The sequence below is a fragment of the Rhizobium sp. KDH_Rht_773_N genome (genome assembly GCF_052946295.1).
On the sequence record NZ_CM129525.1, the window covers coordinates 4,161,459 to 4,185,550 of the forward strand.

Consider the following 24,092-nt stretch of genomic DNA (forward strand, 5'->3'; position numbering starts at 1 on the left):
AGCCCGCCTCAACAGTATCGTAGTGACACATCTGCGCCCCCGAGACAATTAACGAACCCTTGCCTTGCATGGCTCTTAACCTGTTGTTAACACCTTTAAATTTCGGAAGCCGCCCAAAAGCCGATATTTTAGCGTTATTTAAGGGACGTTAACCATACGGTCAGATTTCCGCCGCGAAGGCGCCGGAATTTAACGGGATCGCCATTCTCCGACCGCACAACGGAAGCAAGCGCGGACGATACAAGACGGGAGAATTGGCAAATGGCAGCAATGAATATCGCATTCGAGGCACCGGACAATTCCACGGGTCCTTCGCCTTCCAAGGTCCGGCCGATCGACCTTGTTCACCTTGCGCGCCAGACGATGGGCGACAAGACGGTGGAAATCGAAGTTCTCCAGATGTTTGCGCGCCAGGCGCGGGCCTGCCTGCAGGAGATCGCAAGCGGCGAAACCGCCAAGGTGGGCGCTGCGGCACATCGCCTGAAGGGAGCCGCAAGCTCCGTCGGCGCCTTCCGGGTTTCGCAGTCGGCCGAAGCGGTGGAAGAGAACAATGGCGACGCCGCCGCGATGGCGGCGCTCGGCGCGGCTGTCGTCGATGCGGAGAATTTCATTCTGAAACTCTGCCGCGGATAAGGCAGGACAGATCGGCAAGACACCAGGCCCGCTGTTCCATTCGGGAACGGCGGGTCTTTTTGCGACCAGGGCCATGACGCATTCTGAATGGCGCAAGCCTGCCCGATCTGCGACGTTCGAGGCATGCCGGCAATGTTGACTGACACGCCGAATTGTCGGAAGAAAATCCGCCCATCTCCTACGAAAGACCGGAAATAGTCCTGATGCCCAAACTTACCATCGTCGCCTTTGACGGAACGCGCTTCGATCTCGATGTCGATCAAGGCTCCACCGTGATGGAGAACGCGGTCCGCAATTCCGTGCCCGGCATCGAGGCCGAATGCGGCGGCGCCTGCGCCTGTGCGACCTGTCACGTCTATGTCGACGAGCAGTGGAGCGAAATCGTCGGCCCGCCGGAGGCGATGGAAGAGGATATGCTGGATTTCGCCTTTGACGTGCGTCCGACCTCGCGCCTTTCCTGTCAGATCAGGATGAAGGCCGCCTATGACGGGCTGACCGTTCACGTGCCGGAACGGCAGGCCTGATTTCCCGCAAGCTCTTCAAAAAGAGAGCCTCGCACGCCGGAGGCGGGCGAGGCGAGGCGGGCGCATTACCTACGGATGAGGGAGGAACACCCGCGGCTTCGGAACGCGCCAGGAGAACACAGTCACGAAAGCCAGCTGCCTCACTGCACTTTCGAATATAGTCATATTACCGCGTTCCGGTTGAGTCCACCAGAATGAAAAATGACCGGTAAAAGGCTGTGACGTCCACAAGCTTCGCACAGGTTTCATTGTGCAGCTAACGATCTCTGCTCGCGCTGAGGGCAAAAAAGGCTTATCTTTCGCCGCCCTTGCCTCTGAGTCTGTTATTGAGCAGCCGCAGCATGCGATTCTGGAAATTGACCGCCTCGACACGGTCGAATCGCGCCTGCAACCTGTCGTGCTCTTCTATTCCGCGCGCCGACCTGTCCGAAACGAGTTCCTGCATGAGCTCGCAGCTGCGCTGCGCAGGCAGCGCCTTCAGTTCGCGTTCCATGGCGCGCGCCTGGGTGCGGGCGATCTCGGCATGGCGCTCCTCGTGGCGCTTGATGTCGCTCGACAGCGCATCCCAGATCATCGACAGTTCGCGGCTCGCGCCCTTGCGGTTGCGCCAGCGCGGCATGATGATCTGCGTGTGGACCGTGACCTTGACGTTGCCGACGCGGCAGCGGCCATTGTCCTGGATATAGGTCGCCTCGCCGCCGAAGCGGATCTTGGTGGCGCCGGGATGGCGGGCCGAGGAGCCGTTCGCCGTCGGGCCGCGCCGGCTCAGCTCGTCGTCCAGCTCGTCGGCCGTCTTTCCCTTGATGTCGAAATAGGAATAGCTTTTCGTCGCAATGACTTCGGCTGCCGCGGTGCCGCAGAAAAAGGCAATCACAAAAAAGGCGATGGGCAGGCGCATATAACGCAACGCAAGCGGCATTCTGAACTGTACCCGTGTTGAAGTTCGGGGGAGCTTGGGGCATAGCCACCGCAAGCGCAATATCGGACGGCGGCTTTTTTGGCTACAGCATGCCGCGCAAAAGTGCGAAACGGCTCTGCGGCAACGACATGGGCCGGACAGATTCGAAGCCCGGCGGGCCGATCCGCGGCTGCGACAGGCTTCGGCGAGGAGACGGGACGAAACGGATGAAGCAGCTGGAAAGCAGTGTCTGGCGCGTGGCCCATGGCCGCGAGATCGCGCTCAACGGGCGCTCGGCGATCATGGCGATCGTCAACGTGACGCCCGATTCCTTTTCCGACGGCGGGCGCTACGACACGGTGGAGAGCGCCGTCGAACACGCGCTGCAGGCGGTCGCCGACGGGGCCGACATTCTCGACATAGGCGGGGAATCGACGCGGCCGGACGCGGCCCCCGTCAGCCCGGCGGAGGAACAGGCGCGCGTGCTGCCGGTCATCGAGGCGCTCAGGGCGCGCACGCAGGCCCTGATTTCCATCGATACCTATCGCGCCGAAACGGCGCGGCTTGCCATCGGCGCCGGCGCCCATATCGTCAACGATGTCTTCGGCCTGCAGAAGGAGCCTGCCATCGCCGCGCTTTCGGCAGAGACCGGGGCGGGGCTCTGCATCATGCATACGGGCCGCGACCGGGCAAAGCTTGCCGATATCATCGACGACCAGGTCTTCTTTCTCGAGCGCTCGCTGGAAATCGCGTCTGCCGCCGGTGTCGGGCGCGACCGCATCGTGCTCGATCCCGGCTTCGGCTTTGCCAAGGAGACGCCGGAAGAAAATCTGGAACTGATGGCACGTTTCGAAGAGCTGCACCGTTTCGGCCTGCCGCTTCTGGCCGGCACCTCGCGCAAGCGCTTCCTGGGCGCCGTCACCGGCCGGCAGCCGGCCGAGCGCGATGCCGCCACGGCTGCGACAAGCGCGCTTCTGAGGCTGCAGGGTGCCGCTGTTTTTCGCGTGCACAATGTCGCAATCAACAGGGATGCGCTTGCCGTCGCCGATGCTATGCTGGCCGCCCGGAACAGCAATTCCAAGGCAGGTCGCGATCCTTCAGGTCCGCGCATCCCGCTTTAAGTCTTTGTTTTACGCATGTCGCTATCGCAGAGGTGCCGCACACCTTCGCACGACACGCTCTAGAGAAGAGGCCGTCATGGGCACCTATACGATCCTGATGCAGAACTGCGCCTTCTTCGCCCGCCACGGCGTGCATGCCGAGGAGGAATTCCTTGGCCAGCGTTTCTTCGTGGATGCCGAACTGGAGGTGGAAGCGGGCAGCGCGCTGGAAAACGATTCCATCGACGAAACCGTGCATTACGGCACCGCCTTCACCATTATCGAGGAAATCGTCGTCGGCCAGCGGCGCTACCTGATCGAGGCGCTGGCGCTCGATATCGCCAAGGGACTGTGCAAGAAATTCCCGCAGATCATCCGGGCCAGGATCACCGTGCGCAAGCCGAATGCGCCGATCCCCGGCGTGCTCGACTTCGTGCAGGTGACTGTTGAGCATCGTGCCCGATAATCCCTTCCGTCTCGCAACGCTTGGCCTCGGCGGCAATATAGGCGATCCGGTCAGGGCGATGGCGGCAGCGCTTGCCACGCTCGACGCCCGCGCGGACTGCCGGGTGGCCGCCGTCTCCCGGCTCTACCGCACGCCGCCCTGGGGCAAGACCGACCAGTCCTATTTCTTCAACGCCTGCGCGGCGGTGGAAACCCTGATGGCGCCGGAATCGCTGCTCGACCTCTGCCTGTCGATCGAGCGGGACATGAAGCGCGAGCGCATCGAGCGCTGGGGGCCGCGCACGCTCGATATCGACGTGCTGACCTTCGAGGGCGTCGAGCAGGACGCGCCGCGGCTGGAACTGCCGCATCCGCGCATGACGGAGCGGGGCTTCGTGCTGATGCCGCTTGCCGATATCGCGCCCGCACTCACGGTCCGGGGCAGGGCTGTCTCCGACTGGCTGGCCGGCGCCGACGTCGCGGGTATCGAGATCGCCAACGAGGACCGCGGCTGGTGGCGCAGGCCCTGACGGCATAAAGCCCTGCCGAGCCTGTCTTCAGGGCGAATTGATGCTGGGCAGGAAATCCTCCACCTGCTTGCGGTCAGCGGCAGACAGCGGCTGAACCCGTTCCTGCCAGAAACGTTCGGCCTCCGGCGGGTCTTTTTCCCATTGGCGCACAGTGGTGATGTTGTCGTCGATCTTGCAGCGGCGGCGTCCACCAAGGCGCAGATATTCCTCGGCGAGCCTCAGGCTCTTGGTGGAAGTATCCTTGTCGTCCGTGTTCATGTCATCGGCCTCCTTGGTTGCGCAGGGACAAGCCCCGGCATCCAGGAAGAACGACGTGCGAGGGGAAACGATCCCGCTCGGCGATAAATTTTGGCCAAACAAAAAGCGGCGGGAGACCGCCGCTTGGAAAACCCGCGAGAAGCAGACGGCTTACTGGATGGAGCCGACCGCCATTTCGTCCACCTGGCGCGTCAGGGTCAGGCCGATGACCGGGATCATCTGGCTTTCCACCTTGACCGAAACGGTGACGTTCATGGTCTTGTCGTCGCGCACGCGGGCGATCATGGCGCCGTTCAGCTTGGCGCGGTTGATGCCGACAACGACGGTATCGTCGGTGACGGCGCCGGAAACGACATCGAGGCCCTTGCCTTCGGCTCCGTCAAGGAACTTGCCCTTGTAGGTGGAGCCGGACTGGGAAATGACGGCGGTCATCGGCTGCTTGAAGACGCCGACGCGGCAGGTGCCGTCCAGCTTGATGCCGGCAGAGGAATCCTCGGTCGGCGAGCCGACGAGATTGCAGGTGAACTTGGTGCCCTTGTATTTGCCGGCGACGATTTCGCCCGGACCCTTCCAGGTGCCGGCAACGGATTCGAAGAAGGCCTTGTCGCGGGTTGCGGCAGTGGCGTTGGAAGCGACGTCTGCCACCGGAGACAATGCCGCGGCGGCCAGGCCGCATACAAAAAGAAACTTGCGCGAGTACATGGATTTTCCTTGGCAAACACCACTCGGGAACTGGTCGGAAGTTTTGCCGAAGAATGGTTAATCATTTCTTTCCGGCGGCGCTGAAATGCATGGAGATACAAGGCTTTCGCAAGGCGACGTCTCTGAGGCCGCAGCTATAGCGCCTTGAATCCGCTATGATTTTTCGCGCCACCCGAAATCGGCCGGCAATGCGGCGAAATTCGCCGCCTTCTTAAGGATTGCCGTTGCGTGCCGTCATCGAGGGCGTCAGGTCGGCGATGAAATCGCCGATTCCCGGCCGTTTCAGCGCGCGGAAGGTCAGCGGGCGGCAGAGATCCATGGCGGCAATGCCGATGCGCGCCGTCATCAGGCCGTTGATGACGCCTTCGCCGAGTCGGGCCGACAGCTTCGAGGCAAGGCCGTGGCCAAGGACCTGCTGCACCAGGCTGTCGCCGACAGCGATCGAGCCGGTCACGGCAAGGTGGGCGAGCACGTCGCGCATCAGTCGCAGCATGCCGAGCGTGCCGGGCCGGCCGCCATAGAGTTCGGCCATGGCGCGGATCAGGCGGGCGGACTCGTAGAGCACGTAGAGCAGATCGACGACGGCGCGCGGGCTGACGGCGGTGACGATCGACACGCGCTTGGAGGAATTGACGATCAGCGCGCGTGCCCGGCGGTCGAGCGGGGCAAGCAGCTCGCGCTCGGCAAGCGCAATCAGATGCGGCGCGTCGATGACCTCGCCTTCGGTCTCCTTCAGCGTGGCGCGGCCCCTGGCGGTTTCAGGCTTGCTGGCAAGCAGCCCCGTCAGGCGGGCGACGACCGCGCGCGCCCTGGCGGGGCGGGTTTCCAGGATCGCGGCATCGGCTTCGGCCTTGACGGTCTGCACGGCGGCAAGGCGCATCATGCCCGCCGTCTCGCGGATGGCGATGGCGATAACGGCGAGGATGCCGATCGCGAGGACGGCAAGCGCGGTGTAACCGAGCCAGTCGGCGCGGCTGAAGAGATCGCGGATCAGCCGGTCGGTCCACAGGCCGAAGGCGAGCGACAGCAGGATGCCGAAGGCGCCGGCGGCAATGCCGGCAAGGGAGGTGCGACGCTTGCGCGGGCTGGCGACAGGCAGCGGGCTCGGATCCTGTTCCGGATTGAGGAAGGGATCGTCCTCGTCCGGCGTCAGCACGACCTCGCCGGAGAAGCTTGCCGGCTTGCGGCGCTCGGCGCGCGGCGTTTCGGGCGCGGCGTTCTCTTCCTCGTAAGCGAAGGCGGCAGGCGCCCGGCGCGGCGGATTGGGCTGGTCGATCGGCGGCTTGCTCATGCGAGGCGATCTCCGAACAGGAACTGCATGGCGCGGTCGAGGCGGATATGCGGCACGGAAAGCTTGATGCCGCCGCCGGTTTCCTCGAGCTGCGGCGGGCGGAAGCGCACGACGCTGACGTCGGGCAGTTCGACCGAACTGTCGCCGGCCTCGATGCGCTCGAACAGGCTTTCCGGATTGTCCGGCAGATCGCCGGGGAAGATCGCCGTCTTGCGCTCGCCGTCGAAGGTTTCGCCGGCGATCCTTTCGCCGGCCATGGGCGTGCCGACGATGACGGGCAGGTCGTGGCCGTCGCGGCGCACGGTCGCCTCGCGCGTGGCGCGCACGGAGGCGAGCGCCATGACGTCGATGCCGGCGCCGGCCATGCCGATGCGGTCGATGGCGCGATCGACGAGACGGCGCGTCAGCCGGTCCAGCCGGTCATGGCTTTCGTGGTGCAGGTGGTCGGCCTTGGTGGCGGCGACCAGAACGCGGTCGATGCGCCGGCCGAGCAGCGACGACAGGATGGAATTGGTGCCGGGGCGGAAGCAGGCGAGCACGTCGGTCAGGGCGCGCTCCAGATCCTGCACGGCCTCCGGGCCGCGGTTCATCGCCTGCAGCGCATCGACCAGCACGATCTGCCGGTCGAGCCTGGCAAAATGCTCGCGGAAGAAGGGTTTGACGACGACGGACTTATAGGCCTCGTAACGGCGCTCCATCATCGCCCAGAGCGAGCCGCGCCCGGCGCGGCCCTCGGGCGGCAGGGCAAGCGGGGCAAAGGTCAGGGCAGGGGAGCCGTCGAGATCGCCGGGCAGCAGGAAACGGCCGGGCGGCAGGGTGGAGAGCGAGCGCTCGTCCGTCTTGCAGGCCTTCAGATAATCGGCGAAGCTCGCGGAAAGCGCGCGGGCGGCCATCTCGTCGGCCGTGGCGTGGATGTCCGTTGCCTTGGTCAGCGCCAGCCAGCCGCTCGACAGTTCCCGGCGGATGCCGGTTGCGGCAAGAGCGATGGTTTCCTCGCTGAAGGTGCGGAAATCCTTGCCGAGCAGCGGCAGGTCGAGCAGCCACTCGCCGGGATAATCGACGATATCGATCGACAGGCGGCCGGGCGAGAACATGCGCGTCCAGGAACTGGCGCTCTGATAGTCGAGCGTGATGCGCAGCTCGGAAATCGCGCGGGTGGAATCCGGCCAGATGCGCTCCTTCACCAGCGCGCGGATATGATCCTCGTACTGGAAACGCGGCACGGCGTCATCGGGCTGCGGCTCCAGGCGAACGGCCGAAACGCGGCCGGACTGCACCGCCTCGAAGAGCGGCAGCCGGCCGCCATGCAGGAGATTGTGGACCAGCGACGAAATGAAGACCGTCTTGCCGGAACGGGAAAGGCCGGTGACGCCGAGCCGGATGGTCGGATTGACGAGACCGCTGGCACGGTCGGCAAGGTTATCAAGCGCGATCAGCGCATCGTCGGCAAAGGTTGTCAGGCGTGGCGGCAAATCGGGATCCCTGATGGCACTGTCCGCAATATAGGAAACCGTCCCTGCCTGAAAAAGAAGCGGCGCGAAAGCTCAGTCGATGACGAAATCGACGAGACGCCAGGCCGACGTCGTCGCGACGTAATCGATGACGGCGAGCCCGGCTGTCGGAAAGCCTTTCGGCACGGAGGCCGCCATGGCCTTCTGGCCGATCAGCGCCGAAAGGACCTGCTCCATGGTCGGGTTATGGCCGACGAGCATGACGCTTGCCGCATCCTGCGCGTCGATGATTTCGAGATAGGTATCGAGCGAGGCATTGTAGAGCGTGTCGACGAAGCGCATGTCGAGCGCCTCTCCCATGGCGCGGTGCACGGCCTCGGCGGTGTCGCGGCAGCGAAGGGCCGTCGAGCTGATCAGGATATCGGGACGGTAGCCCTTGTCGGCGGCGCGGTCGGCGACGATCTCGGCATCGCCGAAGCCTTTCCGGCTGAGCGGGCGGTCGAAATCGCGCTGTCCGGGCTCGGCCCAGGCGGCTTCGGCATGACGCAGCAGGTAGATCCGATGGGGCGGAGGCAGGAGGGCGGCCATGGGCAAATCCAGCTTCGAACGGAGCCTTTTCAGTAGCGGTTGCGGTCCGGCAACGTCAACTGCCGGCCGGCCCTCAACGGCGCGAAACGGCATGGCGGAGAGGGCGTTTTGATGGCGAAGCTAAAATCGCCGTTCCGAATAATGGTGAGAAAATAGACTGTTAGCTTAAAATTGTGACAGATTTAAAAATCTGTTTACCTGTCTTATTTGGCTTGAATCGCGGATAGCGCTTGGGATATACACCCGGCCAGATGAGATGTTCTTCAGGAGAATCGCGTTGAGTGAGAAGATCGATCTTAGCAATTATGTTCCTTCGGAGGACGAGGAATTCATGAATGCAAATCAGCGGGCCTATTTCAGGGCCAAGCTGATCGCCTGGAAAAACGACATCCTCCGCGAAGCGCGCGAAACTCTCGATCACCTCGCAGAAGAAAGCGCAAACCACCCCGACCTTGCAGACCGTGCCTCCTCCGAAACCGACCGGGCCATCGAACTTCGCGCCCGCGACCGCCAGAGAAAGCTGATCTCCAAGATCGACGCAGCCCTGCAGCGCATCGAAGACGGCACCTACGGCTATTGCGAGGAAACCGGCGAGCCGATCGGTCTCAAGCGCCTCGACGCCCGCCCGATCGCCACGCTGTCGATCGAAGCGCAAGAGCGCCACGAGCGCCGCGAAAAGGTTTACCGGGACGAATAAGCGCTCCCGACCGGCAATTGACCCAACCGGCAATTGAAAAGGCACCGCGAGACGATCGCGGTGCCTTTTTGTTTTGGCGGTTTTGCGCCGGGCTCACGCAAGCCGACTGCTATTTGTCGCGATTGACGCTCATTTCGCCGAAAATGCGGGCGACTTCCTTCTGAAGGGCGGCATCGGCGCCGGTGATCGGCGCCATTTCCGGGTCGCGGCGCGGCATCGATCCCGGCTGGGCGGGGCCGGGCTGCGGGGCGGGCCGCGCCTGCTGCGCATTGGGTGCGGGAACCACGCGCTCGGCGGCCGGACCGGCTGCTATTTCCTCATCGAGGATGCGCTGGAAATCGCGGCGGATGGCGGCCGATTGCAGGCCGCCGTCCTCAGCCGCGAGCGGCGTGCCGCGGGAGGCGACGGGCATGGCCTGGGCCGGCGGGGCCGACACTTCCGGCTCGATGCGCTGCTGCGGCAGCACGCGCTGGCGGGCTGCGTCGAGGATATCGGCGGCACTGGCGGCATCCGGCACAGGCTGCGGCGCGGGGCGTTCGGGCTGGCGGGACGGAAGCTGCGACACGCGCTGCGGGCCGTCGCGCTCGGCTGTAAGCGGCGGGGCGGAAACCTGCGGCGCGGACATTTGCTGGCCGGTCATTTGTTGCCCGGTCATTTGCTGCCCGGTCATTTGTTGCCCGGTCATTTGCTGCCCGGTCATTTGCTGGCCGGACATGGGCGGCGCAACGGCCGGAGCGACCGAAGGTTCGGGCCGCTGGCGGATGGGCTCGGCCGGTGGTGCGATGACCGGCGGGGCGATGACCGGAGCCGGTGCCGGGCTGTAGGGTTCGAAATCGGGCTCGGCGCTTGCCGCGACAGGCGGTGCGGCGACAGGCGGTGCGGCGACAGGCGGTGCGGCGACAGGGGCGACCGGCCTCGGCTGCGGGGCGGGCGGCGGTTCGCGGCGCGGCTGGACGGCCGCCGGCTCCTCGGCCGGCTGCGGGCGGGCATCACCCGCCGTTTCGGCTTCGCCTTCCGGCAGGATGCGGCTTTCGATGACGATATCGGTCGGGCCGCCGATCATGACGAGATGTTCGACGTTGTCGCGGCGCACGAGCACCAGGCGGCGGCGCGCATCGACGGCGGCGGCATCCAGCACCTGCAGGCGCGGCTGGCGGTTGCGCCCGCCGCGCACGAAGGGCGAGGGGGCGCGGCTGCGCAGGAACCAGAGAACCAGGACGAGCAGGATGAGGGCAAGGCCGACGCCGCCGGCGGCGACCAGAAAGTTGCTACCGTATGCCCCTACAACATCATCGAACATAGGCACTCACTCCATTTCGCATTTTGGCACAACAGACGACGTTTCCGCTCCTTAGGCAAGAGCCGGCCTGTCTGTCCAGTCACCGGCGAACGCGATTTCGTGTTCTGCGGCCATTTGGCCGGGACCGGCTGCGCGCAGGCCGGCGAACTCACGGGCAAACTGGCGCGTTTGCCTGTGAATTCAAGCAGTCTCACGAAAGCCTGCTGTTTTTGCCGGCGCGGCAAGTTGATAAGAAGGAGAAGAATGCCTGATTCCCGCTGCGCGACGGTGTTACGCGCGGGGCGGATAAGGCTCATGCGAGGAATAGATGACGAAATCGCGTCAGGTCGACGACTATAACGCGCCGCTTGTGGACCGCGAGGGGCGTTCGGGCACGGCGATACGCATCATTCTGCTGGCGATCGTGCTGATCGCGGCGGCGGCCGCCTTCGTCTTCTTCAAGGATTCGCTCGGCAACGAGCTGGTGCTCGGCTGTCTCGGCGTTCTTGCCATGGTCGGCATCTTCTTCCTCGTCTCCTCCGTCATCGGCTTCATCGAGGTCATGCCGCAGCGCCAGTCCGACGGCCTGGCGCGCGCTTTCCTGAACAGCCATCCCGACGGAACGCTGATTACCGACGACAAGGGGCGCATCGTCTATGCCAACGCCGCCTACGGGGCGCTGACGGGCGCGCGCAAGGCGACCGAGGTGCAGACGCTGGAGACATTGCTGTCGCGCCACCGCGAATCGAACGAGGCGCTTTACCGGCTGGTGAACGGTCTGCGCGAGGGACGGGAAGGGCGCGAAGAATTCCGCCTGCTGCGCGCCGTCGGGCCTGGCAGCAGCGCCGGCGCGCACTGGTATCGGTTGAAGGCGCGGCTCCTGAAGGCGGAAGACGGCGACGGCAAGCCGCTGCAGATCTGGCAGATTACCGACATCACCGCCGAGCGCGAGGATCAGGAGCGCTTCTTCAAGGAGCTGCAGAACGCGATCGACTATCTCGACCACGCCCCGTCCGGTTTCTTCTCCGCCGGGCGCAAGGGCGAGATCTTCTACCTGAACGCAACGCTGGCCGAGTGGCTGGGCCTCGATCTCACCAAATTCATACCGGGCTCGATGAATATCGGCGATCTCGTCGCCGGCGAGGGGCTGGCGCTGATCCAGTCGGTGCAGGCCGAGCCGGGGCTCAAGAAGACCGTGACGCTGGACCTCGACCTGCGCAAATCGAACGGCCAGAGCCTGCCGGTGCAGATCATCCACCGCGTCACGTCCATGCGCGACGGGGCGCCCGGCGAAAGCCGCACGATCGTGCTGACGCGCGATGCGGGTGAGGAAAGCGGGCAGTCCGCCTCGGCGGCGGCCATGCGCTTCACGCGCTTCTTCAACAATACGCCGATGGCGATTGCGTCCGTCGACGGCAAGGGCAAGATCCTGCGCACCAACGCGCCGTTCCTGAAACTCTTTTCCAATATCGTCTCGCGTGACGATCTGGAGCGTGGCGCGCTGCTCGAAACCATCGTGCAGGAAAGCGACCGGCCGCAGCTTGCCGAAGCCCTTGCCGCCGCCAAGGACCGGCAGGGCGATATCGCGCCGATCGATTCCCGCACGCCGACCGACGAGGCGCGCTTCTTTCGCTTCTACGTCAACGCCGTCATCGACCAGTCCGACGAGGCGCCCGAGGAGGCGGCCATCGTCTATGCGGTCGAAGTGACCGAGCAGAAGGCGCTTGAGGCGCAGATGGCCCAGACGCAGAAGATGAACGCGGTCGGCACGCTTGCCGGCGGCATCGCGCACGACTTCAACAACGTGCTGACGGCGATCCTGCTCTCCTCCGACCACCTGCTCCTGCAGGCGCGGCCGGCCGACGCGAGCTTTGCCGACCTGATGGAAATCAAGCGCAACGCCAACCGCGCCGCCGTTCTCGTGCGCCAGCTGCTCGCGTTTTCGCGCAAGCAGACGATGCGGCCGACCGTGCTCAACCTCACCGATGTCGTCGGCGACCTGCGCATGCTGGTCGACCGGCTGATTTCGGGCACGAACGTCAAGCTCGATGTCGAATATGGCCGCGATCTCTGGCCGGTGAAGACCGACCTGTCGCAGTTCGAGCAGGTGCTGATCAACCTCTGCGTCAACGCGCGCGACGCCATGCCCCAGGGCGGCACGCTGACGCTGCGCACCCGTAACCTTCCTGCCGCCGAAGTCGCGGCCTTCAACTATTCCTACATGCCGCATGAGGACATGGTGCTGGTGGAAGTGACCGATACCGGCACCGGTATCGCGCCCGAGATCATGGACAAGATCTTCGAGCCCTTCTTCACCACCAAGGAAGTGGGCAAGGGCACCGGCCTCGGACTTGCCATGGTCTATGGCATCGTCAAGCAGTCCGGCGGCTATATCCAGCCGGAATCGGAAGTCGGCAAGGGCACGACCTTCCGCATCTTCCTGCCGCGCCATATCGTCGAGCCGGCCGTCGCCGCCGAAGCGGATGCCGCCGATCAGGCGGTTGCTTCGGGCGGCGCCAATGTCGTGGAACTGGTGCAGCCGAAGCAGCCGGAAGACCTGACGGGCTCTGCCGTCATCCTGCTCGTCGAGGACGAGGAGGCGGTGCGCCGCGGCGGCAAGCGCATGCTGGAGACGCGCGGCTATACGGTCTATGAGGCGGGCTCGGGCGTAGAAGCGCTCGACATCATGGACGAGCTCGAAGGCAAGGTGGACATCGTCGTTTCCGACGTGGTGATGCCGGAAATGGACGGGCCGTCGCTCTTGCGCGAATTGCGCAAGAAATATCCGGACCTGAAATTCATCTTCGTGTCCGGTTATGCCGAGGATGCCTTTGCCCGCAACCTGCCGCCGGAAGCCAAGTTCGGCTTCCTGCCGAAGCCGTTCTCGCTGAAGCAGCTGGCCGTGGCGGTGAAAGAGACGCTGGATAGCTGACGGGTCGAGTGATGCAGGCGGTCAGCGCCGGCAGTGCGTGCGGCCCCCCCTTTCGACAGGGAATTCTGCCGCACAAATGCGTCGGCAGGGCGGGTCCAGCCCGCCCCGTCATTCATTACTCGCCCAGCGCCACGGCAATCTCTGCCGCCAGCCGCGCATTATTCTCCACCAGCGCGATGTTCGTCTTCAGGCTCTGGCCATCGGTCAGGTCGAAGATCGTGCTCAAGAGGTATGGCGTTACCGCCTTGCCGGTGATTTCGTCGCGTTCGGCGCTGTCGAGCGCGCGCTCGATATAGATTTCCATTTCCTCGCGGGCGATTTCATCGGCTTCGGGAACGGGGTTGGCGATCAGCATGCCGCCATCAATCCCCAGCTGTTCGCGGGTCGTCTGGAAATTGGCGATCGCGGCCGGGCTGTTCAACGTCAGCGGGCTTGGGATGCCCGAGGAGCGCGACCAGAAGGCCGGGAATTCGTCGCTTTCATAGGTGACGACGGGAACGCCGCGGGTTTCCAGCACTTCCAGCGTCTTCGGAATGTCGAGGATCGCCTTGGCGCCGGCGCAGACGACGATGACGCCGGTGCGGGCGAGTTCTTCAAGGTCGGCGGAAATATCGAAAGTCTCTTCCGCGCCGCGATGCACGCCGCCGATGCCGCCGGTCGCAAAGACCTTGATGCCGGCGCGCGCGGCCGCAATCATCGTGGCGGCAACGGTGGTGGCACCGGTGCGGCGCTCGGCGATCGCAAAGGCGATATCGGCGCGCGACACTTTCATCACGTCCTTGGCCCTGGCGAGCTGTTCCAGCTCGGCGGCCTCCAGGCCGATATGCAGCGTGCCGTGGATGACGGCGATCGTGGCGGGAACGGCACCCTGGTCGCGAATGATCGATTCGACGCTGCGCGCCATTTCGATATTGCCGGGGTAGGGCATGCCGTGGGTGATGATGGTCGATTCGAGGGCGACGATCGGGGCGCCGCGCTGCTTGGCGGCGGCCACTTCCTTCGAATAGGAGATCGGCAGCAGGGGCGAGAAGGGTTTGGTCATGATCCGTATCCGTTTATCGATGTTGCCGCTTCATTGCAGAATTCTCGCCGCCGGGACAAGCGAAAGCATGTCGCGGAGCAATTCGGGAGAGAGATTTTCGCTCACCGCGTGATGCGACTGGACGGTGAGTGCGGCCGCCGCCGCGCCGTGGCGAACCGCCTCTTCCAGCGGATGGCCGAGCATCAGGGCCGCCAGCGTGCCGGCGGCAAGCGAGTCTCCCGCACCGGTGACATCGGCGACAGTATCGGAGATCGGCGGCTGCAGGAGAAGGGCGCGCCCGTCCTTGAAGGCGACGAGTTCCCGCTGGCCGCGGGTGACGACCGCGCCGCCGATGCCGATGTCACCGAGCAGGGATGGCCAGGCGGCGGCATCGTCGGGCCGCTCGCCGGTCAGTGCCGCGGCCTCGGCTTCGTTGAGGAAGAGATAGTCGATGCCTTCAAGGCAGGGCAGAAGGCGCACGACCTTGGCCGGGGAAATGGCAATCGCGGCAACCGGCTTGCCGAGCGCATTGGCCCTGGAAACGATCGCGGCTGCGGTCTCCTCCGGCAGGTTGGCGTCGAAGAGGACGAAATCGGTGGCGGCAAAGGCGTCGCGCACCCAGCGGATCGACAGGCGGCGCGGCACGAAGAAGCGGTAGAGTTCCATGTCGGCCAGCGCGATGACGAGATTGCCGTCCCTCTCGATGATCGCCGTGTAACTCGGCGTCTTGCGGTCGAGGAAGACGAAGGGGCGGTCGTCGATGCCGGCAAAGTCTGCCGCCTCGCTCACCATCTCGCCGATCGGGTCGCCGCCGCGCGGCGAAATCATCGTCACGTCGAAGCCGAGCCGGGCAAGATTGCGGGCCGCGTTGAAGCCGCCGCCGCCCGGTTCCTCGAACCATGTGCCGGGATTGCTGGCGCCCGGTGCCGTCTCGCCGGAAATACGGCCGCGGCGATCGATATGGGCGCCGCCGAGAACGAGAATCCTGGCGTTCATTTCTGCACTCCGCAAGCGAATCGAATGGCGGCGGACGCTGTCGCATCCACAGGGCGGGACGCACTAAGCCGTTGCTTTGCATCGATAAAACAAAAATAGAACACGGGCCGTTTTACCTTTTTCTTTCAGATATTTGCAACCCCATTGCGAAATAAGAACAAATGGGGTACAAACTTCGCATCAGCGGCGACATTGCTAGAGCAGCGTCAATAACCTAAAGGTGGATCGAATGTCTCAGAATTCATTGCGGCTCGTAGAGGACAAATCGGTGGACAAAAGCAAGGCGCTCGAAGCGGCACTCTCACAGATCGAGCGGTCGTTCGGCAAGGGCTCGATCATGAAACTCGGCTCGAACGAGAACATCGTCGAGATCGAAACGGTTTCCACAGGTTCTCTCAGCCTCGATATCGCTCTCGGCATCGGCGGCCTGCCGAAGGGTCGTATCATCGAGATCTACGGTCCGGAAAGCTCGGGCAAGACGACGCTGGCGCTGCAGACCATTGCCGAGGCGCAGAAGAAGGGCGGCATCTGCGCCTTCGTCGATGCCGAACATGCGCTCGATCCGGTCTATGCCCGCAAGCTCGGCGTCGACCTGCAGAACCTTCTGATCTCGCAGCCCGACACCGGCGAGCAGGCGCTCGAAATCACCGATACGCTGGTGCGCTCCGGCGCCATCGACGTTCTCGTCGTCGATTCCGTTGCAGCGCTGACGCCGCGTGCCGAAATCGAGGGCGAAATGGGCGACAACCTGCCGGGCATGCAGGCCCGCCTGATGAGCCAGGCGCTGCGCAAGCTGACGGCCTCGATCTCCAAGTCGAACTGCATGGTGATCTTCATCAACCAGATCCGCATGAAGATCGGCGTCATGTTCGGTTCGCCGGAAACCACGACCGGCGGCAACGCGCTGAAATTCTATGCCTCCGTCCGCCTCGACATCCGCCGTATCGGCCAGGTCAAGGAGCGCGAAGAGGTGATCGGCAACCAGACGCGCGTCAAGGTCGTCAAGAACAAGATGGCGCCTCCCTTCAAGCAGGTCGAATTCGACATCATGTATGGCGAGGGCGTGTCGAAGACCGGCGAACTCATCGACCTCGGCGTCAAGGCCGGCATCGTCGAGAAGTCCGGCGCCTGGTTCTCCTATAACAGCCAGCGTCTCGGCCAGGGCCGCGAAAACGCCAAGATCTTCCTGCGCGACAATCCGGATCTCGCCCGCGAGATCGAGACCGCGCTTCGCCAGAATGCCGGCCTGATCGCCGACCGCTTCCTGCAGAACGGCGGCCCGGACGCCGGCGACGATGCAGGCGATGGCGACATGTAATCCAGCCTGAGCGCAAAGCGAATTCGAACCGGCCGCATTCCCTCACGAGAATGCGGCCGGTTCTGTTTGTGTGCCGGACTTTGTTTGTATGCTGGACAGTGGCAGGGCCGGACGATAAAAGCCGATGGATTTAATTTTACCTGCCTGCTGGCAGCATCGAAGGGCATGAAATGAGCGGTGTAAACGATATCCGGTCGACCTTCCTCGACTATTTCAAGAAGAACGGCCACGAGGTCGTTCCATCAAGCCCGCTCGTGCCGCGCAATGATCCGACGCTGATGTTCACCAATGCCGGCATGGTGCAGTTCAAGAACGTCTTCACCGGCCTCGAAAAGCGTCCCTATTTGACGGCGACGACCTCGCAGAAATGCGTGCGCGCCGGCGGCAAGCACAACGACCTCGACAATGTCGGCTATACCGCGCGCCACCTGACCTTCTTCGAAATGCTCGGCAATTTCTCCTTCGGCGACTATTTCAAGGAGAATGCGATCGAGCTTGCCTGGAAGCTCGTCACCGAAGGTTTCGACCTGCCGAAGAACCGGCTGCTGGTGACGGTCTATTCGGAAGACGAGGAAGCCGCGTCGCTGTGGAAGAAAATCGCCGGTTTCTCCGACGACAAGATCATCCGCATCCCGACCTCCGACAATTTCTGGCAGATGGGCGATACCGGCCCCTGCGGCCCGTGCTCGGAAATCTTCATCGACCAGGGCGAGAATATCTGGGGCGGCCCTCCCGGCTCGCCGGAAGAGGATGGCGACCGGTTCCTGGAATTCTGGAACCTCGTCTTCATGCAGTTCGAACAGACCGAGCCCGGCGTTCGCAACCCGCTGCCGCGTCCGTCGATCGATACCGGCATGGGCCTGGAGCGCATGGCGGCCGTCCTGCAGGGCGTGCAGAGCGTTTTCGATACCGACCTGTTCCGCACGCTGACCGGCACGATCGAGGATGCCGTCGGCGTCAAGGCCGAGGGCAATGCCAGCCACCGCGTCATCGCCGACCACCTGCGTTCCTCCGCCTTCCTGATCGCCGACGGCGTGCTGCCGTCGAATGAGGGCCGCGGCTACGTGCTGCGCCGTATCATGCGCCGCGCCATGCGCCACGCCCAGCTTCTCGGCGCCAGGGAGCCGCTGATGTACCGGCTGCTGCCGACGCTGGTGCAGGAGATGGGCCGCGCCTATCCGGAGCTGGTGCGCGCCGAGGCGCTGATTTCCGAAACGCTGAAGCTCGAGGAAAACCGTTTCCGCAAGACGCTGGAGCGCGGCCTGTCGCTTCTCTCGGACGCGACCGTCAACCTGTCCAAGGGCGACATGCTGGACGGCGAGACCGCCTTCAAGCTCTACGATACCTATGGCTTCCCGCTCGACCTGACGCAGGACGCGCTGCGTGCCCGCGAGATCGGCGTCGACATTTCCGGCTTCACCGATGCGATGGAGCGCCAGAAGGCCGAGGCCCGTTCGCACTGGGCCGGTTCCGGCGAGAAGGCCACGGAAACGGTCTGGTTCGAGCTGAAAGAAAAACACGGCGCGAGCGAATTCCTCGGCTACGACACCGAGACGGCCGAAGGCGTGGTGCAGGCGATCGTCAAGGACGGTGCTGTCGCAGCCGAAGCCAGGGCCGGCGACAAGGTGCAGATCGTCGTCAACCAGACGCCGTTCTACGGCGAATCCGGCGGCCAGATGGGCGATACCGGCGTGATCTCCACCGATCACGGCAGGATCGAAATTTCCGACACGCAGAAGAAGGGCGAGGGCCTGTTCGTGCATTCCGGCACGGTTGTCGAAGGCGTGGTCAAGGCCGGCGAAGCCGTCGCGCTGACGGTCGATCATATCAGGCGTTCGCGCCTGCGCGCCAACCATTCGGCCACCCATCTTCTGCATGAGGCGCTGCGCGAGGTGCTTGGCACGCACGTTGCCCAGAAGGGCTCGCTGGTCGCGCCCGAGCGCCTGCGCTTCGACGTGTCGCATCCGAAGCCGATGACGGCCGAAGAGCTCAAGGTCGTCGAAGAGATGGCCAACGAGATCGTGCTGCAGAACGCGCCGGTGACGACACGCCTGATGAGCGTCGACGATGCCATCGCGGAAGGCGCAATGGCGCTCTTCGGCGAAAAATACGGCGACGAAGTGCGCGTCGTGTCGATGGGCACGGGCCTGCACGGCGCCAAGAAGGACAGGCCCTATTCGATCGAACTCTGTGGCGGCACGCATGTCTCGGCGACCGGCCAGATCGGTCTCGTGCGTATTCTCGGCGAAAGCGCCGTCGGTGCGGGCGTTCGCCGTATCGAGGCCGTGACCGGTGAATCGGCGCGCGAATATCTTGCCGAGCAGGACGAGCGCGTGAAGACGCTCGCCGCGTCGCTGAAGGTCCAGCCTTCGGACGTTGTGGCGCGTGTCGAGGCGCTGATGGACGAGCGCCGCAAGCTGGAAAAGGAACTGGCCGATGCCAAGCGCAAGCTCGCCATGGGCGGCGGGCAGGGCGGTTCTGCCGATGCCGTGCGCGAGGTCGCCGGCGTCAAGTTCCTCGGCAAGGCCGTGGCCGGCGTCGATCCGAAGGACCTCAAGGGTCTCGCCGATGACGGCAAGGCCAGCCTCGGCTCCGGCGTCGTGACGCTGATCGGCGTGTCCGAAGACGGCAAGGCGAGCGCGGTCGTGGCCGTCACGCCCGATCTCGTCGATCGTTTCAGCGCCGTCGATCTGGTTCGCGTCGCCTCTGCAGCGCTTGGCGGCAAGGGCGGCGGCGGCCGCCCCGACATGGCGCAGGCCGGCGGCCCGGATGGATCCAAGGCCGATGAAGCGCTTGAGGCTGTCGCAGCGGCACTCGCCAGCTGATCGACAAAGACCCGGAGGGCAGGAGGTTCCCTGTGAAAGTCCATCGCTCTCCAGGCAAGACGATCGGTCTTGCCGTTCTCTCGCTGCTGATGACGGCGCTTCTGGCCGCCCTCAGCTTCGCCGGTTATCAGAAGGAAGGCGTGAACGGCGTATCCGTCGTGCTCGGCCTCCTCGGCGTGCTTTTTCTCGTCGCCTTCATCGCGTTCCTCCGGAAGGCGTTTGACCGGCGTCCGGTGATGGATTTTGCTGACGAGGGCCTTCTGGTGACCGAAGTCGCTCCCCAGCGGATCGGTTGGGCTGACCTTGTGGCTGTCCGCGCATTCCAGGTGCACAGGCAGCCCTTCATCGAACTCCAGATCACACCGGCCGCAGCCGCACGGCTGACGATCTCGCGCATGACGCGCCTCAACAACAAGGCGCTCGGCAAGTCGAACGACTATCTGACCTTTTCGGTCAGCGGTCTCGACCATCCGGTGGAGCAGATTCTGTCCGAGCTTCAGGAGCGGGCGCAGGCCGTGCGCCAAGGCTAATCGCCACGCGCTTTCATGCGAGCCTCAAGTCCGCAGGATTTGTCAAATCGGGTTATGCTTTGTTGCGGCCGATCGAAGAGCGAGGTTCGACATGACAGGCGAAACGGCATGGGCGCTTTACGAGGACCGTCTGAGACGGGTCTCGGCCTATATTCACGATCATCTCGACGAGGATCTGGATATGGAGCGGCTGGCCGAGATCGCCTGCCTGTCGAGCTATCACTGGCACCGGATCTATCGGGCGATCTACGGCGAGACGCTGGCGGCGACCGTCAAGCGGCTGCGGCTGCATCGCGCGGCGGGCGAGATCGTCCGCACCGAGCTTGGCGTCAGCGAGATTGCGAAGCGATCGGGCTATCCCAATCTCCAGTCCTTCAACCGCATCTTCAAATCGGTCTACGGCATGCCGCCGGCGCGCTACCGGAAAGAGGGAAGCCACAAGCAGTTCGAACCCTCAATCTCCGGAAAGGCACCAGCCATGTTTGATGTCACCCTGAAAACCATCCCGCCGCTCGAACTCGTCGGCGTTGCCCATACCGGCTCCTACATGGAGATCGGCAAGGCTTTCGAAACGCTGTTCGGCACGCTCTACGCCCGCGGGCTGGCAAGGCCCGAGATGCGGATGATCGGCGTCTATCTCGACGATCCCGATCTCGTGCTGCCGGAAAAGCTGCGCTCCGTCGCCTGTGTCACGGCCGGGCAGGAGACGACCGCCAACGCTCCCCTGGAGCGGCGACTGGTGGAAGGCGGCGATTATGCCGTGCTGCATCACAAGGGGCCTTATGCCGACATGCACAAGGCCTATCAGTGGCTCTACGCCCAGTGGCTGCCAGCCTCCGGCCGGCAGATCCGGGATCGCGTCATGTTCGAGGAATATCTCAACAATCCGCGCGAGGTCGCGCCGACCGAGTTGCTGACCGATATCTATATGCCACTGGCCTGAGCGAAACGCTCAGGCGGCCTGCATCGCCTTCGCCGCCGCTTCATCCAGCGCCGTTGCCCGCTTATAGGCATCACGTTCTGACAGCCTGCCAAAATAGTCGACGAAGGCCTGGCGCTTTTCGATGCTGCCGAAGGCAAGGCCCCAGCCGATATGCGAGCCGACATAGACGTCGGCGGCCGTGAAACGCTGGCCGGCAATATAGGGGGAGGCGGCCGAGACCGCCTTTTCCAGCGTGCCCATGACATCGCCGAAGGAACCGCAGCCGGCCATGCGCAACCGCTCCTGCGGGATTTCGAAGCCGAGCGCCTTCAGCGTGACGGCAGCTTCCAGCGGCCCGGCGGCGAAGAACATCCAGCGGTAATAATCGGCGCGTTCATCGGGCTGCGGCGCGAGGCCCGCCTGCGGAAACGTATCCGCAAGATAGGCGCAGATCGCCGCGCATTCCGTCACGATCGTCGTGCCGTGACGGATCGCCGGCACCTTGCCCATCGGGTTGACGGAAAGGTAGTCCGCGCCCTTCATCGTCCCGCCGAAGGTCAGGATTTCAGTACGGTAGGGGACGCCGGTCTCCTCCAGCATCCACCGCGCTATCCGGCCGCGCGACATCGGATTGGTGTAAAAGGTGATTTCCTCGCTCATCCTGGTCTCCTCTCTCCCATGTTGTTTTCGTAGCGCCGGCGCGGGAGATTTCAACCCTTGGAGAGGGCGGCACCTTCACAGCCGCAGGCGGCGCGACCGGCGTCGGCGTGATCCCGGAAGCCTCGCCGGGAGGGGAGCGCCAACGCTGATTGTAATATTGCGTCCCGGTCTCCAGCAAAGCGAGATCGAGATAAAAGACAATCATATCCTGGCCCTCGCGCCGCGGGAGAAGCCTTACAAGCTGCAGGAATTCGGGGACAATACTCGTCTTGACCATCGGAACCTCCATGTCCGGGTGAGTTTCCAGATAGGCCTTGCAACTTACGCGAGGCTTATTTGCGAAAGTTGCTACTAAATTAGCGACGGGATCCGATTTTATCCGGCAACAAAAAACCCGGCGCGAAGGCCGGGTTTCTCGATCTCTGCGCGAGCAGGGCTCAGGCCATTGCGGCCTGCAGGTTCTGGTCGATCTTGTCGAGGAAAGCGGTGGTGGAGAGCCACGGCTGATCGGGGCCGATGAGCAGCGCCAGGTCCTTGGTCATGAAGCCGGCTTCGACGGTGTCGACGCAGACCTTTTCCAGCGTGGAGGCGAACTTGGCGAGTTCGGCATTGTCGTCCAGCTTGGCGCGGTGGGCGAGGCCACGGGTCCAGGCGAAGATCGAGGCGATCGAGTTCGTCGAGGTTTCCTGGCCCTTCTGGTGCTGGCGGTAGTGGCGGGTGACCGTGCCGTGGGCGGCTTCGGCCTCGACCGTCTTGCCGTCGGGCGTGAGCAGAACCGAGGTCATCAGGCCGAGCGAACCGAAGCCCTGGGCAACGGTATCGGACTGGACGTCGCCGTCGTAGTTCTTGCAGGCCCAGACATAACCGCCGGACCACTTCAGCGCGGAGGCGACCATGTCGTCGATCAGGCGGTGTTCGTAGGTGATGCCGATTTCGTCGAACTGCGCCTTGAACTCGGCTTCGTAGACTTCCTGGAAGATGTCCTTGAAGCGGCCGTCATAGGCCTTGAGAATGGTGTTCTTGGTCGACAGGTAGACCGGCCACTTGCGCATCAGGCCGTACATCATCGAGGCGCGGGCGAATTCGCGGATCGACTCGTCGAGGTTGTACATCGCCATGGCGACGCCGGCGCCCGGCGCGTTGAAGACTTCCTTCTCGATGACCGTGCCGTCCTCGCCGACGAACTTGATCGTCAGCTTGCCCTTGCCGGGGAACTTGAAGTCGGTCGCGCGATACTGGTCGCCGAAAGCGTGACGGCCGACGACGATCGGCTGCGTCCAGCCGGGAACGAGGCGGGGAACGTTGCGGCAGATGATCGGCTCGCGGAAGATGACGCCGCCGAGGATGTTGCGGATCGTGCCGTTCGGGCTCTTCCACATTTCCTTGAGGTTGAATTCCTTCACGCGGGCTTCGTCCGGCGTGATCGTCGCGCACTTGATGCCGACGCCGTATTTCTTGATGGCGTTGGCGGCATCGACCGTCACCTGGTCGTTGGTGGCGTCGCGGTTTTCGACCGAGAGGTCGTAATAGTCGATGTCGAGGTCGAGATACGGATGGATCAGCTTATCCTTGATGAGCTGCCAAATGATGCGAGTCATTTCATCGCCGTCGAGATCGGCGACGGGATTGGCGACCTTGATCTTCTTCATGTATCTGCCTCGTAAGCTTAAGAAAGGGACAGCTGTCCCGGGTGGGTGATGTGGGTCCGGAGCGCTATAGCATTGTGAGCCGGGAACGCAAAGCAGAACGGGCAGGCGCCGTGACGTTTTTGCCGCCTTTGCCAAGCGCGGGAAAATGGCTAGTCTCGCCGGCACAAGCCCCGAGTCTCGGACATTTCGCCATGAAAAAGATCGCCGTTCTCTTCGCCGGCCTCGTTGCCGCCTCGTCCGTCCTGCCCGGCGTCTCGGCCGCCGCGGACGCGACCGCGCCGGTCAAGGAGATCATCGAGGATACGAAGAAGAACTGGGCGGGCGACAACAGCGACTGGATCGACATTTTCGACGAGGCCACGCTCGGCCGGCTCTACAGCAAGGACTTTGCCGAGAAATACAAGGCGGCCGCCCAGAACCCGGCCGCCGACGAGGACGGCATTTCCCCCTTCGATTACGACGTGATCGTCAACGGCCAGGATGCCTGTCCGCTCCAGGATCTTTCGATGGAAAGCGGCCAGCCGGCCAACGGCACGACCGAGGTGACGGTCAAGTTCAAGGCGGCGACCTGCATGGAAGGCACGCCGGACAAGGATGCCTTCACGACCGTGCGTTTCGAGGTGATCGACGAGAACGGCAAGCCGGTCATCGACGACATCATGATCCAGGGCGAGGAAGGCCAGGGGCCGATCTCGCTCAAGGAAGCGATGGTGCAGATCGCCAACGGCGAATGAGGCTTCTTCGGCGTCACCGGCCGGCGACACCGGCTGCGATTTGATTTTTGCCGGGGCAGCGGTATCTCGCTCTCGGGCGCCGCCGGCGCTGGCGCGCATGAGGATTGGCA

The 24,092-nt window shown here is 63.9% G+C and carries 22 protein-coding genes and 1 pseudogene; 12 read left to right on the forward strand and 11 right to left on the reverse strand.

Annotation, left to right across the window (positions count from 1 at the left end):
* Positions 1 to 261 precede the first annotated feature (261 nt).
* The gene (locus ACU8HS_RS20640) at positions 262 to 633 is read left to right on the forward strand and encodes an Hpt domain-containing protein (RefSeq protein ID WP_112567514.1); all 372 of its coding nucleotides are present in this window, start codon (positions 262 to 264) and stop codon (positions 631 to 633) included.
* A 203-nt stretch (positions 634 to 836) separates the two neighbouring features.
* Positions 837 to 1,157 (forward strand): 2Fe-2S iron-sulfur cluster-binding protein, encoded by a 321-nt coding sequence (locus tag ACU8HS_RS20645; RefSeq protein ID WP_112568251.1) that lies wholly within the window; start codon positions 837 to 839, stop codon positions 1,155 to 1,157.
* Positions 1,158 to 1,449: 292 nt separating this feature from the next.
* Here ACU8HS_RS20645 and ACU8HS_RS20650 read toward each other — a convergent pair whose 3' ends face one another.
* On the reverse strand, positions 1,450 to 2,076 hold the full coding sequence (locus ACU8HS_RS20650; protein ID WP_112567516.1) for a DUF922 domain-containing protein: 627 nt from the start codon (positions 2,074 to 2,076) through the stop codon (positions 1,450 to 1,452).
* A 206-nt stretch (positions 2,077 to 2,282) separates the two neighbouring features.
* On the opposite strand from ACU8HS_RS20650, the gene folP reads away from it, so the two are divergent.
* From folP to folK, 3 genes are all read left to right on the forward strand, one after another.
* Positions 2,283 to 3,176, forward strand: a complete 894-nt coding sequence (gene folP, locus ACU8HS_RS20655) for a dihydropteroate synthase (RefSeq protein WP_112705258.1) — start codon at positions 2,283 to 2,285, stop codon at positions 3,174 to 3,176.
* Between the two features lie 76 nt (positions 3,177 to 3,252).
* On the forward strand, positions 3,253 to 3,621 hold the full coding sequence (gene folB, locus ACU8HS_RS20660) for a dihydroneopterin aldolase (RefSeq protein ID WP_112567520.1): 369 nt from the start codon (positions 3,253 to 3,255) through the stop codon (positions 3,619 to 3,621).
* Positions 3,602 to 4,129: a 2-amino-4-hydroxy-6-hydroxymethyldihydropteridine diphosphokinase gene (folK, locus tag ACU8HS_RS20665; RefSeq protein WP_447015108.1), complete on the forward strand. Its 528-nt coding sequence runs from the start codon at positions 3,602 to 3,604 to the stop codon at positions 4,127 to 4,129. Before folB ends, folK begins: the two co-directional genes overlap by 20 nt.
* Positions 4,130 to 4,156: 27 nt before the next feature.
* Here folK and ACU8HS_RS20670 read toward each other — a convergent pair.
* The 5 genes and pseudogenes from ACU8HS_RS20670 to ACU8HS_RS20690 all read right to left on the reverse strand — a co-directional run.
* Positions 4,157 to 4,375: pseudogene (locus tag ACU8HS_RS20670) on the reverse strand (hypothetical protein); the annotation flags it as partial.
* Positions 4,376 to 4,537: 162 nt separating this feature from the next.
* Positions 4,538 to 5,089 carry a hypothetical protein gene (locus ACU8HS_RS20675; RefSeq protein WP_112567524.1) on the reverse strand — a complete coding sequence of 184 codons (552 nt, stop codon included), beginning with the start codon at positions 5,087 to 5,089 and terminating at the stop codon, positions 4,538 to 4,540.
* A gap of 211 nt (positions 5,090 to 5,300) precedes the next feature.
* Positions 5,301 to 6,380, reverse strand: coding sequence for a TIGR01620 family protein (locus ACU8HS_RS20680; RefSeq protein WP_112756361.1), 1,080 nt, complete (start codon positions 6,378 to 6,380; stop codon positions 5,301 to 5,303).
* Positions 6,377 to 7,852 carry a YcjX family protein gene (locus ACU8HS_RS20685; protein WP_112567528.1) on the reverse strand — a complete coding sequence of 492 codons (1,476 nt, stop codon included), beginning with the start codon at positions 7,850 to 7,852 and terminating at the stop codon, positions 6,377 to 6,379. Before ACU8HS_RS20685 ends, ACU8HS_RS20680 begins: the two co-directional genes overlap by 4 nt.
* A gap of 72 nt (positions 7,853 to 7,924) precedes the next feature.
* A complete protein-coding gene (locus ACU8HS_RS20690; RefSeq protein WP_447015109.1) occupies positions 7,925 to 8,419 on the reverse strand; it encodes a SixA phosphatase family protein in 495 nt (164 codons plus the stop codon).
* 277 nt (positions 8,420 to 8,696) lie between these two features.
* On the opposite strand from ACU8HS_RS20690, the gene dksA reads away from it, so the two are divergent.
* The gene (gene dksA, locus ACU8HS_RS20695; protein ID WP_112567532.1) at positions 8,697 to 9,116 is read left to right on the forward strand and encodes an RNA polymerase-binding protein DksA; all 420 of its coding nucleotides are present in this window, start codon (positions 8,697 to 8,699) and stop codon (positions 9,114 to 9,116) included.
* A gap of 109 nt (positions 9,117 to 9,225) precedes the next feature.
* Here the strand turns inward: dksA and ACU8HS_RS20700 are convergent, their stop codons facing one another.
* Positions 9,226 to 10,416, reverse strand: coding sequence for a flagellar biosynthetic protein FliO (locus ACU8HS_RS20700; RefSeq protein ID WP_447015110.1), 1,191 nt, complete (start codon positions 10,414 to 10,416; stop codon positions 9,226 to 9,228).
* Positions 10,417 to 10,723: 307 nt separating this feature from the next.
* Here ACU8HS_RS20700 and cckA point away from each other — a divergent pair, with 307 nt between their 5' ends.
* Positions 10,724 to 13,327, forward strand: a complete 2,604-nt coding sequence (cckA, locus tag ACU8HS_RS20705) for a cell cycle histidine kinase CckA (protein ID WP_112705265.1) — start codon at positions 10,724 to 10,726, stop codon at positions 13,325 to 13,327.
* Between the two features lie 115 nt (positions 13,328 to 13,442).
* On the opposite strand, the gene ACU8HS_RS20710 is transcribed toward cckA, so the two are convergent.
* Positions 13,443 to 14,369, reverse strand: a complete 927-nt coding sequence (locus ACU8HS_RS20710; RefSeq protein ID WP_112567538.1) for a pseudouridine-5'-phosphate glycosidase — start codon at positions 14,367 to 14,369, stop codon at positions 13,443 to 13,445.
* Between the two features lie 30 nt (positions 14,370 to 14,399).
* On the reverse strand, positions 14,400 to 15,344 hold the full coding sequence (locus ACU8HS_RS20715; protein WP_447015111.1) for a carbohydrate kinase family protein: 945 nt from the start codon (positions 15,342 to 15,344) through the stop codon (positions 14,400 to 14,402).
* Positions 15,345 to 15,573: 229 nt separating this feature from the next.
* Between ACU8HS_RS20715 and recA the strand changes: the two genes are divergently transcribed.
* The 4 genes from recA to ACU8HS_RS20735 all read left to right on the forward strand — a co-directional run bounded on the left by recA (position 15,574) and on the right by ACU8HS_RS20735 (position 20,960).
* Positions 15,574 to 16,662, forward strand: a complete 1,089-nt coding sequence (gene recA, locus ACU8HS_RS20720; protein ID WP_112567542.1) for a recombinase RecA — start codon at positions 15,574 to 15,576, stop codon at positions 16,660 to 16,662.
* A gap of 170 nt (positions 16,663 to 16,832) precedes the next feature.
* On the forward strand, positions 16,833 to 19,487 hold the full coding sequence (gene alaS / locus ACU8HS_RS20725) for an alanine--tRNA ligase (protein WP_447015112.1): 2,655 nt from the start codon (positions 16,833 to 16,835) through the stop codon (positions 19,485 to 19,487).
* Positions 19,488 to 19,519: 32 nt separating this feature from the next.
* Positions 19,520 to 20,017, forward strand: coding sequence for an STM3941 family protein (locus ACU8HS_RS20730; RefSeq protein ID WP_113499192.1), 498 nt, complete (start codon positions 19,520 to 19,522; stop codon positions 20,015 to 20,017).
* A gap of 91 nt (positions 20,018 to 20,108) precedes the next feature.
* Positions 20,109 to 20,960, forward strand: coding sequence for an AraC family transcriptional regulator (locus ACU8HS_RS20735; RefSeq protein WP_112705269.1), 852 nt, complete (start codon positions 20,109 to 20,111; stop codon positions 20,958 to 20,960).
* Between the two features lie 9 nt (positions 20,961 to 20,969).
* On the opposite strand, the gene ACU8HS_RS20740 is transcribed toward ACU8HS_RS20735, so the two are convergent.
* Both ACU8HS_RS20740 and ACU8HS_RS20745 read right to left on the reverse strand, forming a co-directional pair.
* Complete coding sequence (locus tag ACU8HS_RS20740; protein WP_447015113.1) at positions 20,970 to 21,599, reverse strand: glutathione S-transferase family protein; 630 nt, start codon at positions 21,597 to 21,599, stop codon at positions 20,970 to 20,972.
* Between the two features lie 437 nt (positions 21,600 to 22,036).
* Complete coding sequence (locus ACU8HS_RS20745; RefSeq protein WP_112567554.1) at positions 22,037 to 23,248, reverse strand: NADP-dependent isocitrate dehydrogenase; 1,212 nt, start codon at positions 23,246 to 23,248, stop codon at positions 22,037 to 22,039.
* A gap of 191 nt (positions 23,249 to 23,439) precedes the next feature.
* Here ACU8HS_RS20745 and ACU8HS_RS20750 point away from each other — a divergent pair, with 191 nt between their 5' ends.
* A complete protein-coding gene (locus ACU8HS_RS20750) occupies positions 23,440 to 23,982 on the forward strand; it encodes a hypothetical protein (protein ID WP_112756374.1) in 543 nt (180 codons plus the stop codon).
* The last annotated feature ends 110 nt before the right edge of the window (positions 23,983 to 24,092 follow it).

Coding starts and splice junctions, on each gene's coding strand:
- ACU8HS_RS20650 (WP_112567516.1), bottom strand. CDS start 2,076: ATGCCGCTTGCGTTGCGTTATATGCGCCTGCCCATCGCCTTTTTTGTG.
- ACU8HS_RS20735 (WP_112705269.1), top strand. CDS start 20,109: ATGACAGGCGAAACGGCATGGGCGCTTTACGAGGACCGTCTGAGACGG.
- ACU8HS_RS20675 (WP_112567524.1), bottom strand. CDS start 5,089: ATGTACTCGCGCAAGTTTCTTTTTGTATGCGGCCTGGCCGCCGCGGCA.
- cckA (WP_112705265.1), top strand. CDS start 10,724: ATGACGAAATCGCGTCAGGTCGACGACTATAACGCGCCGCTTGTGGAC.
- recA (WP_112567542.1), top strand. CDS start 15,574: ATGTCTCAGAATTCATTGCGGCTCGTAGAGGACAAATCGGTGGACAAA.
- alaS (WP_447015112.1), top strand. CDS start 16,833: ATGAGCGGTGTAAACGATATCCGGTCGACCTTCCTCGACTATTTCAAG.
- ACU8HS_RS20640 (WP_112567514.1), top strand. CDS start 262: ATGGCAGCAATGAATATCGCATTCGAGGCACCGGACAATTCCACGGGT.
- ACU8HS_RS20680 (WP_112756361.1), bottom strand. CDS start 6,380: ATGAGCAAGCCGCCGATCGACCAGCCCAATCCGCCGCGCCGGGCGCCT.
- ACU8HS_RS20745 (WP_112567554.1), bottom strand. CDS start 23,248: ATGAAGAAGATCAAGGTCGCCAATCCCGTCGCCGATCTCGACGGCGAT.
- ACU8HS_RS20700 (WP_447015110.1), bottom strand. CDS start 10,416: ATGTTCGATGATGTTGTAGGGGCATACGGTAGCAACTTTCTGGTCGCC.
- ACU8HS_RS20710 (WP_112567538.1), bottom strand. CDS start 14,369: ATGACCAAACCCTTCTCGCCCCTGCTGCCGATCTCCTATTCGAAGGAA.
- folB (WP_112567520.1), top strand. CDS start 3,253: ATGGGCACCTATACGATCCTGATGCAGAACTGCGCCTTCTTCGCCCGC.
- folP (WP_112705258.1), top strand. CDS start 2,283: ATGAAGCAGCTGGAAAGCAGTGTCTGGCGCGTGGCCCATGGCCGCGAG.
- ACU8HS_RS20715 (WP_447015111.1), bottom strand. CDS start 15,344: ATGAACGCCAGGATTCTCGTTCTCGGCGGCGCCCATATCGATCGCCGC.
- ACU8HS_RS20645 (WP_112568251.1), top strand. CDS start 837: ATGCCCAAACTTACCATCGTCGCCTTTGACGGAACGCGCTTCGATCTC.
- ACU8HS_RS20690 (WP_447015109.1), bottom strand. CDS start 8,419: ATGGCCGCCCTCCTGCCTCCGCCCCATCGGATCTACCTGCTGCGTCAT.
- ACU8HS_RS20740 (WP_447015113.1), bottom strand. CDS start 21,599: ATGAGCGAGGAAATCACCTTTTACACCAATCCGATGTCGCGCGGCCGG.
- ACU8HS_RS20750 (WP_112756374.1), top strand. CDS start 23,440: ATGAAAAAGATCGCCGTTCTCTTCGCCGGCCTCGTTGCCGCCTCGTCC.